Origin of the sequence: Streptomyces sp. FH025, assembly GCF_017427025.1 — a bacterium.
GTDB lineage: Bacteria > Actinomycetota > Actinomycetes > Streptomycetales > Streptomycetaceae > Kitasatospora.
Genome location: NZ_JAFLNG010000332.1, coordinates 1 through 8,247 on the forward strand (window position 1 = coordinate 1; position 8,247 = coordinate 8,247).

An 8,247-nucleotide genomic window follows, 5' to 3' on the forward strand; every position below is an offset into this window, starting at 1 on the left:
GACACCCGTACGGGCCCCGCCGGTGCCCGCCCGCATCCGCATGAGGAAAGTCAGGCTCGCCATGCCCCGCCAGTTGCACCTCTCCGCCGCCATCGACAGCCCCGGCCGCCTCGACGCCGGGCACTACACCGGCCTCGCCCGCCTCGCCGAACGGGCCGGCCTGGACTTCGTCACCCTCGACGACTCCTTCACCGCCGAACCGCACCGCCCCGACGCGCTCGCCACCCTGGCCCGGATCGCCCCGCTGACCGAGCGGGTCGGGCTGGTGCCGACCGTCACCACCACCCACACCGAGCCCTTCCACACCTCGATCTCGCTCAACACCCTGGACTGGGTCAGCGAGGGCCGGGCCGGCTGGTTGGTCGGCGTCTCCACCACGGAGGCCGAGGCGAGGGCCTTCGGCCGCCGCCCGGTCGCCCCCGAGGACTCGCTGTGGGCCGAGGCGGCCGACGCCGCCGAGGTCGCCGCCCGGCTCTGGGACAGCTGGGAGGACGACGCCGAGATCCGCGACACCGCCACCGGCCGGTTCATCGACCGCGACAAGCTGCACTACATCGACTTCGAGGGCCGGTACTTCTCCGTCCGCGGCCCGTCCATCACCCCGCGCCCGCCCCAGGGCCGCCCGGTGGTCGTCGTCCCGGTGGCCGCCGCCGACCTCGCCCCGGACGCCTCCCCCGGCGGGCGCGCCCGGGTCGCCACCGCGATCCGGTACGCCGACGTCGTCCTGCTCGACGCCCCCGACCGGGCCGCCCGGCTGACCGCCGCCACCGAACTGCGGCTGCGCTCCGGCGAACTGCTGCGGATCCTCGCCCGGATCGACGCCGCCCTGCCCGACCGCGCCGCCGAGGAGCGCCTGCGCGCCGAACTCGCCGAGGCCGGCACCGGCGTCGACGGCTTCCACCTGGTTCCCGCCGAACCCGAGCGTGACCTCGCCGCGCTCGCCGAGCGGATCGCACCGGCCCTGCGCGTCACCGGGCTGCTGCGCACCGGCTACGCCGGCCGCACCCTGCGCGACCACCTCGGCCTGGCCCGCCCGGCCAACCGCTACACCGCGCCGCCCGCGAACACCGCCGGCACCGCCGCCCACGCCGACTCCCCCGCCCTCGCCGAGGTGACCCGATGACGGACCGTCCGCTCAAGCAGATCCACCTCGCCGCGCACTTCCCCGGCGTCAACAACACCACGGTGTGGAGCGACCCGGCCTCCGGAAGCCACATCGAGTTCGACTCCTTCCGCCACCTCGCACAGACCGCCGAGCGCGGGAAGTTCGACTTCTTCTTCCTCGCCGAGGGCCTGCGGCTGCGCGAGACCAACGGCCGCATCCACGACCTGGACGTGGTCGGCCGCCCCGAGTCGATCACCGTGCTGAACGCGCTGGCCGCCGTCACCGAACACCTCGGCCTGGCCGCGACCGTCAACGCCACCTTCAACGAGCCGTACGAACTCGCCCGCCGCTTCGCCACCCTGGACCACCTCTCCGGCGGCCGCGCCGCCTGGAACGTGGTCACCTCCTCGGACGCCTTCACCGGCGAGAACTTCCGCCGCGGCGGCTACCTGAACCGCGCCGACCGCTACACCCGGGCCGCCGAATTCGTCGAACTGGCAAGGGAGTTCTGGGACGCCGGGGACGCAGAGGTGCGCCACGCCGGCCCGCAGTTCGAGGTCGAGGGGCGACTCTCGCTGCCGCGCCCGCCCCAGGGCCACCCGGTGGTCATCCAGGCCGGCGACTCCGACGAGGGCCGCGAGTTCGCCGCGGCCACCGCCGACGTCATCTTCAGCCGGCACTCCACCCTCACCGACGGCCAGGCCTTCCACGCCGACGTCAAGCGCCGACTGGCCGCCTACGGCCGCAAGCCGGACGAGCTGAAGATCATGCCCGGCGCCACCTTCGTCCTCGGCGACACCGACGCCGAGGCGGAGGAGCGCGCCACCGAGGTCCGCCGGGCCCAGGTCGGGCCGCAGACCGCGATCCACTACCTGGAGCAGGTCTGGGGCATCGACCTGTCCGACCACGACCCGGACGGGCCACTGCCGACCGTCGATCCCGACCCTGACAGCGCGCTGATCCAGGGCCGGGTCCGGTTCAGCGACCCGGTGGCCGTCGCCGAGCGGTGGCGGGCGGTGGCCGCCGAGAAGAACCTGACCAGCCGCGAACTGGTCATCGAGGTGACCGGCCGGCAGTCCTTCATCGGCTCCCCCGCCACCGTCGCCGGGCTGATCGACCACTTCGTGCAGAACGACGCGGCCGACGGCTTCATCCTCGTCCCCCACCTCACCCCGGGCGGCCTGGACGAGTTCGTCGACCGTGTCGTCCCGCTGCTCCAGGAACGCGGGGTGTTCCGCACCGACTACACCGGCCCGACCCTGCGCGACCACCTCGGCCTGCCGGTGCCCGGTCGGCGGTAGGCGCCGTCCGGGCAGCGGCGGCCGGTTGGTGCGGCCGTCAGTTGGTGCGGCGGCGCCGGATCAAGCCGATCGCCGCGACGCCGGCGCCGAGCAGCAGCGCGGCGACGCCCACGATCAGCCCGCTCCGGTCGCCGTCCGCGCCGGTGGAGGCCAGGTGGCCGTCCACCGGCTGCCCGGCGGGCGCTCCACCGTCGGCCGCCGGCGCGGGCACGACGGCCGCGGGAGAGGCGGTGGCCGTCGGCGCGGGCGCGGCGGGGGCCTCGGTGACGTCACCGGCCGGCTTCGGCTTGGGCTGCGGCTCGGGCTTCGAGCCGGACGGCGCCGTCGGGGTCTCCTCGGTGCCGGGCTGCCCCTCGGTGCCGGGCTGCCCCTCCGTGCCGGAGGTGGTCGTCGGCTCCGGCGTGGCGGTGGGCTTCGGCGCGGCGGGGGCGACGACCTGCACCTTGGCGCCGGTCGAGCACATGGTGGTGCCCCAGAAGGGCTCCCCCTCCCACTCGTTGACGAGCACGCAGGGGTTCAGCTCCATCGTGCCGGGCTGGGTGTCGACGGGGTAGCTGACCCGGACCCGCCGGGTCTCCGTGCTGTCGGCAGCGGCCGTGGAGTAGTGGCCGTCCAGGTAGAAGCCCGCCGGTTCCTCCGCCGCGGAGACGACCGGCGGCAGGACCCGCCAGGTGCCGTCGTGCCCGCGGACCTCGACCTTGGCGTGCCGGTCGGTGAACAGCAGGTTGCTGAGGTTGCTGTAGACGGAGGGCGTCGGGTTCTTGAGCACCGCGTCGAACTCGATCGGCGCGCCGCCCGCGACCGCGGTGGCCGGCACCCCGACCAGGCCGTTGGAGATCGACCCCACCTTGACCTTGTGGGTGTCGGTGACCGGGTGCTCGACCGGGTTGCCCTGGCCCCAACCCTTCACGCTGGTACGGAGGGTGATGTCCGGGCCAACCCAGCCGTTGGTGGCCCCGTGGTGCGGCGTGCCCATGGGCGCGCCGAGGGACAGCCGGAGGTCCGTCCCGCGCGGCGGAACGACGATCTTTCCGGAGACGCCCGAGTGGACCACCCGCTCGGGGCCGTCGGTGCGGGTCAGCGGCACGCGCTCCCAGACACCGCGCTCGTTGATGTAGGAGAGGCTCAGGGCGTCCGGAGGCGTGCCGAGGACGCTCTCGATCGAGAACTCCAGCGTGACGGTCAGGTCGTGGTCCCCCGGGTTGCCGATGGTGTCGGTGAACTCCACCGGCTCGCCCGCGCCGCCGATGAGGGCCGGGGCGTGGACTGTGAGGCTCAGCGGCCCGTCGGCGGCGAAGGCCGGAGCGGTGCTCACGGCACCGCCGGTGACCAGCGCGGCGCTGAGCACGACCGCCGGAACGAGGCGGCGGGCACGGCGCAGGGCACGGTTGGTCTGACGCATGGGAGTCCCCCTGGATTTCCGCTCCGGAGCGGCGCGGCCGCGTTCCGGGCAGCACGAAGCGAGCCTGGTGAGTGTGGTGTGATCGCGGTCGCTCCCGACGGGCCGACCGGCCGGAGCGGCTTTCCCGCCGCTCACTGGTATGGACGTGCGGGGGCCGGGGAGGTTGCAGGTGGTTCCGAAATGTTTTTCGGGGATCCCGGAAAGTCCCGCCGGGCGCCTCAGACCCCGTACACCGCGTCAGAACCTCGTACGCGGGTACGCGCTGCTCAGATCTCGTACACCGCGCCGGCCCGGGCCAGCTCGACCGGGCCGGAGTACGCGTCGGCGGCGTCGCGGCGGTTGCGCTCGGCGTCCGTCCACGGCGGGATGTGGGTGAGGACCAGACGGCGGGCCCGGGCCGCGGCGGCGTGCTCGCCCGCCTCCCGGCCGTTGAGGTGGACGGACCGGAAGGTGTCGCGGCCGTCCTGGTAGGCGGCCTCGCAGAGGAACAGGTCGGTGTCCCGGGCGAGTTCCACCAGCTCGGGGCTCTCGCCGGTGTCGCCGGAGTAGACCAGCGAGCGGCCGCCGTGCTCCAGCCGGAAGGCGAAGGCGTCGACCGGGTGGTTGACCTGGGCGACGGAGATCCGGAACGGGCCGAGCTCGAAGGCGCCGGGGGTGAGGGTGCGGAACTCGAACACCTCCTTCATCCCCGGGTTCTCCGGCATGTCGTACGCCCGGGCGAGCCGCTCGGCGGTGCCCGTCGGTCCGTACACCGGGAGGAGGTCGGGGCAGCCCTCGACGCGGTAGTTGCGGGCGACCCAGTAGGCGCAGAGGTCGACGCAGTGGTCCGCGTGCAGGTGGCTGAGCAGGACGGCGTCGACGTCGTAGAGGCCGGTGTACTTCTGCAGCGCCCCGAGCGCGCCGTTGCCGAGGTCGAGCACCACGCGGAAGCCGTCGGCCTCGACCAGGTAGCTGGAGCACGGCGAGTCGGCGGACGGGAAGCTCCCCGAGCACCCCACCACGGTCAGTTTCATCCGAGCCCCTCCGCCCCGACACGTCCTGGCTGCTGCTGGAAAACGACATGGAAAACAGCATGGAAAACGGCAGGCCGGGCCGGTGAACCGGCCAGTAGCACTGCGTTGGTGTGTCGAGGGTAAGGGCGGAACGGCACTTTGCCCCCGCCCCCGTGCCGGGCTGTGGCTGGAATCACCCAGACCGCGCGGACCGGGGCGGGGGCCCCGGATCAGCGGTACCGGGGGCGGTTGCGGACCCAGACGCGGATGGTGCCCGGGTACCAGCGGGGGTGTCCGCTGCCGTTGATCACGTCCGGGTCGGGCAGCAGCCCGTGCCGGCGGTAGTTGCGGACGGTGTCGGGCCGGACGTTGATGTGCCGGGCGATCTCGGTGTACGACCAGAGCTCGTCGCCACTCACGGGAGCACCTCCGGGGGACGGGGGCGGACGTTCGTGAGGCAGCCTTTCCGGGCGCCACCCGGGCGTCCGCGACGGACGGGCTCCGTGGCGATTCCGTGACGAACCGGGAGCAGTACCCGGACAATCGATCGGCCCCTCGGTGGTCGCGTCCGCCGCCGGACCGGTACGGTTCGCCGCGTGAACGGCTTGAACGGCTTGAACGGTATGAGCGGCATGAGCGGCTTGAACGGCACGGGCGGCATGAACGCGCGGACGGGACGGGCGGGATGAGCGGTACGACGGGCATCTGGCTGGCCCTGGCCGCGGTGGGCGTCGCCCTGCTGGCCGCCGTCGTGGTGGCGCGGCTGCGGCGGGGCCCGGGCACCGGGGTCCGCCCCGCCGCGCGCCCGGGCACCTCTGTCCGCCCGGAGCCGCAGGAGATCTGGTGGGCGGAGGTCCCGTTCGAGGACGGCCCCGGCGCCAAGGACCGGCCGTGCCTGGTGCTGCGGGTGCGCGGCCGGACCGCCACCGTCGCGAAGATCACCAGCAAGCACCACGCCGGGCGCCCGGGCGTGCTGGCGCTGCCGCCCGGTTCGGTGGGCGACCGGCAGGGCCGGGCCAGCTGGCTGGAGACCGACGAACTGCGCGAGGTGCCGCTGTCCGCCTTCCGCCGCCGGGCCGGAGCGGTGGACCGGCAGGTCTGGGCCCGGGCCCAGAAGGTCCTGGACTAGGGCCTGCCCCTACGCCCAGAGCTGGCCCTGCAGCGCCTCGACCGCCGCCTCGGTGGTCTCGGCGGTGTAGATGCCGGTGGACAGGTACTTCCAGCCGCCGTCGGCGACCACGAAGACGACGTCCGCGCGCTCCCCGGCGGCCGCCGCCTTGCGGCCGACGCCGATCGCGGCGTGCAGGATGGCGCCGGTCGAGACGCCCGCGAAGATGCCCTCCTGCTGGAGGAGTTCGCGGGTGCGGCGGACGGCGTCCGCGGAGCCGACCGAGAAGCGGGTGGTGAGCACCTCGGCGTCGTACAGCTCGGGGACGAAGCCCTCGTCGAGGTTGCGCAGCCCGTACACCAGGTCGTCGTAGCGCGGTTCGGCGGCGACGATCTTCACGCCGGGGACCTTCTCGCGCAGGAAGCGGCCGACGCCCATCAGGGTGCCGGTGGTGCCGAGGCCGGCCACGAAGTGGGTGACGGTCGGCAGGTCGGCGAGGATCTCGGGGCCGGTGGTGGCGTAGTGGGCGCCCGCGTTGTCGGGGTTGCCGTACTGGTAGAGCATGACCCAGTCGGGGTGCTCGGCGGCGATCTCCTTGGCGATCCGGACGGCGGTGTTGGAGCCGCCGGCGGCCGGGGAGGAGATGATCTCGGCGCCCCACATGCGGAGCAGCTCGCGCCGTTCCTCGCTGGTGTTCTCGGGCATCACGCAGACCATCCGGTAGCCCTTGAGCTTGGCGGCCATGGCGAGCGAGATGCCGGTGTTTCCGCTGGTGGGCTCCAGGATGGTGCAGCCGGGGGTGAGCCGGCCCTCGGCCTCGGCGCGCTCGATCATGTGCAGCGCCGGGCGGTCCTTGATGGAGCCGGTGGGGTTGCGGTCCTCCAGCTTGGCCCAGAGCGTCACCAGGCCCTCGGTGTTGCCGGGAACGGCGGCGGACAGCCGCGGCAGGCGGACCAGCGGGGTGTTGCCGACGGCTTCGAGCGGGCTGTCGTAACGCAAGGGAGGCCTCCGGCCACGGCGGTGAGGGTGGAGAAGGTGCGGCTCGGTGCGTGGCGGCGTTGGATGATGGCGGCCGTGCTCGCCGTGATGGCCGAGAAACTCATCTGTCTGCTCCTGCTCCCTTTCCTGCTCCGCGTGCTGGGGGCGGCCTGTGCCGGGGCCGGCCGGGTGGCTGGGGTGTCAGGCCGTGCCGGGTAGCAGGCGCGCGAGTTCGGCGTCGAGGTCGTGTCCGTGGGTTTCCCGGCCGGCGGGTATCAGGTGGTGGGTGTGTTCGAGCCAGCGGGCGATCGGGGGCAGTGGGGCTTGGAGCTAGGCGGTGCCCTGGGGTGAGGTGAGGGCGAGGTTCAGTACCTTCTCGTGGCCGGCTTCGGTCGGCCAGATCTGGACGTCGCCGTGGCCGCTGGGCCGGTGCAGGCCTTGGGCCAGCAGGTCGCGGGCGAAGACCCAGGGGACGTGGCCGGCGGTGGGGGTGTGGAAGACGATGCGTACCGCGAGCGGGTCGTGGGTGCGGTAGGACAGCAGGGCGGGCACGGTGACCGGCTCTCCTGAGGGGAGCAGGAGTGCCATGTCGAGCATCTGATCTGCACAGTCGTTCACGGCGTGACTTTCTGTGTGGGTGCGTACCCCCCCCCGGGCGGCGGGCGCCGGCTCTCTCTGGCCGTGGGCGCCGGCTCTCTGTGGCGGTGGGGCCGGCTCTCTGCGGCCGTGGGCGCCGGATCTTCTTGGCTGTGGGGCCGGCGCCCGGCCGGACGGCGGTGTCCGGCCGGGTGTCGGTGTGGGAAGCGCGGCCGGGGGCCGTGTGGTGTGCCGGCGGGAGGCCGGCTGTTCTGGCCCCGGGCCGTCGCGGGTCAGCGGAAGACGTGCGGGTTGAACCCGTAGACGTCGATGATCTGGATGATCTGCCAGCCGTTGCTCCACTGGTAGAAGCGGTGGCCGTCGTAGCGGTAACGGTGGCCGTGGTCGTCGCTGTACCAGAAGCCGCCCTGGCGCTCCCAGGAGCGGTGGCCGTCCCAGCGGCTCTCGTGGCCACTGCCGTGGCGCTCGAGGCCCTCGCCCAGACGGCCCGGGGCCTGGAAGGCGGCGGGGGACACGGAGAGGGCGGTGGTGTGGTGGGCGGCCTGGACGGGGGCGGCCGAGGCGCTGGTGCCGGTGAGCAGCAGCCCACCGAGTGTGGCGGCGAGTACGGCGGCCGTGGCGGCGGCCCGGCGTGCGACGGACTTGTTCATGGTGTTTCCTCCTTGATCGGCCCGGAGCCACTGGGGGGTGGCTCCGGGCAGTGCCCCGCTGTGGGGAGGGGCAGGTCCGACGCTACCCGCAATCATGTTGAACGTTGAACATCG

At 73.5% G+C, this 8,247-nt stretch carries 9 protein-coding genes; 3 read left to right on the forward strand and 6 right to left on the reverse strand.

The genetic code is table 11. The features are described from left to right. The first annotated feature begins 61 nt into the window (after nucleotides 1-61). Nucleotides 62-1,123, forward strand: coding sequence for an LLM class flavin-dependent oxidoreductase (locus J0670_RS22445; RefSeq protein WP_207813455.1), 1,062 nt, complete (start codon nucleotides 62-64; stop codon nucleotides 1,121-1,123). Further along, the gene (locus J0670_RS22450) at nucleotides 1,120-2,406 is read left to right on the forward strand and encodes an LLM class flavin-dependent oxidoreductase (RefSeq protein WP_207813447.1); all 1,287 of its coding nucleotides are present in this window, start codon (nucleotides 1,120-1,122) and stop codon (nucleotides 2,404-2,406) included. Before J0670_RS22445 ends, J0670_RS22450 begins: the two co-directional genes overlap by 4 nt. 37 nt (nucleotides 2,407-2,443) lie before the next feature. Here the strand turns inward: J0670_RS22450 and J0670_RS22455 are convergent, their stop codons facing one another. From J0670_RS22455 to J0670_RS22465, 3 genes are all read right to left on the reverse strand, one after another. Next, entirely contained in the window at nucleotides 2,444-3,808 is a 1,365-nt protein-coding gene (locus J0670_RS22455) for a hypothetical protein (RefSeq protein WP_207813448.1), read from the reverse strand. A gap of 266 nt (nucleotides 3,809-4,074) precedes the next feature. Further along, nucleotides 4,075-4,821, reverse strand: a complete 747-nt coding sequence (locus J0670_RS22460) for an MBL fold metallo-hydrolase (RefSeq protein WP_207813449.1) — start codon at nucleotides 4,819-4,821, stop codon at nucleotides 4,075-4,077. A gap of 209 nt (nucleotides 4,822-5,030) precedes the next feature. Next, nucleotides 5,031-5,219 carry a MerR family transcriptional regulator gene (locus tag J0670_RS22465; protein WP_207813450.1) on the reverse strand — a complete coding sequence of 63 codons (189 nt, stop codon included), beginning with the start codon at nucleotides 5,217-5,219 and terminating at the stop codon, nucleotides 5,031-5,033. Nucleotides 5,220-5,485: 266 nt separating this feature from the next. Here J0670_RS22465 and J0670_RS22470 point away from each other — a divergent pair, with 266 nt between their 5' ends. After that, nucleotides 5,486-5,929, forward strand: a complete 444-nt coding sequence (locus J0670_RS22470) for a type II toxin-antitoxin system PemK/MazF family toxin (protein ID WP_207813451.1) — start codon at nucleotides 5,486-5,488, stop codon at nucleotides 5,927-5,929. A 9-nt stretch (nucleotides 5,930-5,938) separates the two neighbouring features. On the opposite strand, the gene J0670_RS22475 is transcribed toward J0670_RS22470, so the two are convergent. The 3 genes from J0670_RS22475 to J0670_RS22485 all read right to left on the reverse strand — a co-directional run bounded on the left by J0670_RS22475 (nucleotide 5,939) and on the right by J0670_RS22485 (nucleotide 8,133). Beyond that, nucleotides 5,939-6,907 carry a PLP-dependent cysteine synthase family protein gene (locus J0670_RS22475; protein ID WP_207813452.1) on the reverse strand — a complete coding sequence of 323 codons (969 nt, stop codon included), beginning with the start codon at nucleotides 6,905-6,907 and terminating at the stop codon, nucleotides 5,939-5,941. Between the two features lie 309 nt (nucleotides 6,908-7,216). Next, on the reverse strand, nucleotides 7,217-7,474 hold the full coding sequence (locus tag J0670_RS22480) for an SsgA family sporulation/cell division regulator (protein WP_207813453.1): 258 nt from the start codon (nucleotides 7,472-7,474) through the stop codon (nucleotides 7,217-7,219). 281 nt (nucleotides 7,475-7,755) lie between these two features. Then, nucleotides 7,756-8,133, reverse strand: a complete 378-nt coding sequence (locus tag J0670_RS22485) for a hypothetical protein (protein WP_207813454.1) — start codon at nucleotides 8,131-8,133, stop codon at nucleotides 7,756-7,758. Nucleotides 8,134-8,247 lie beyond the last annotated feature (114 nt).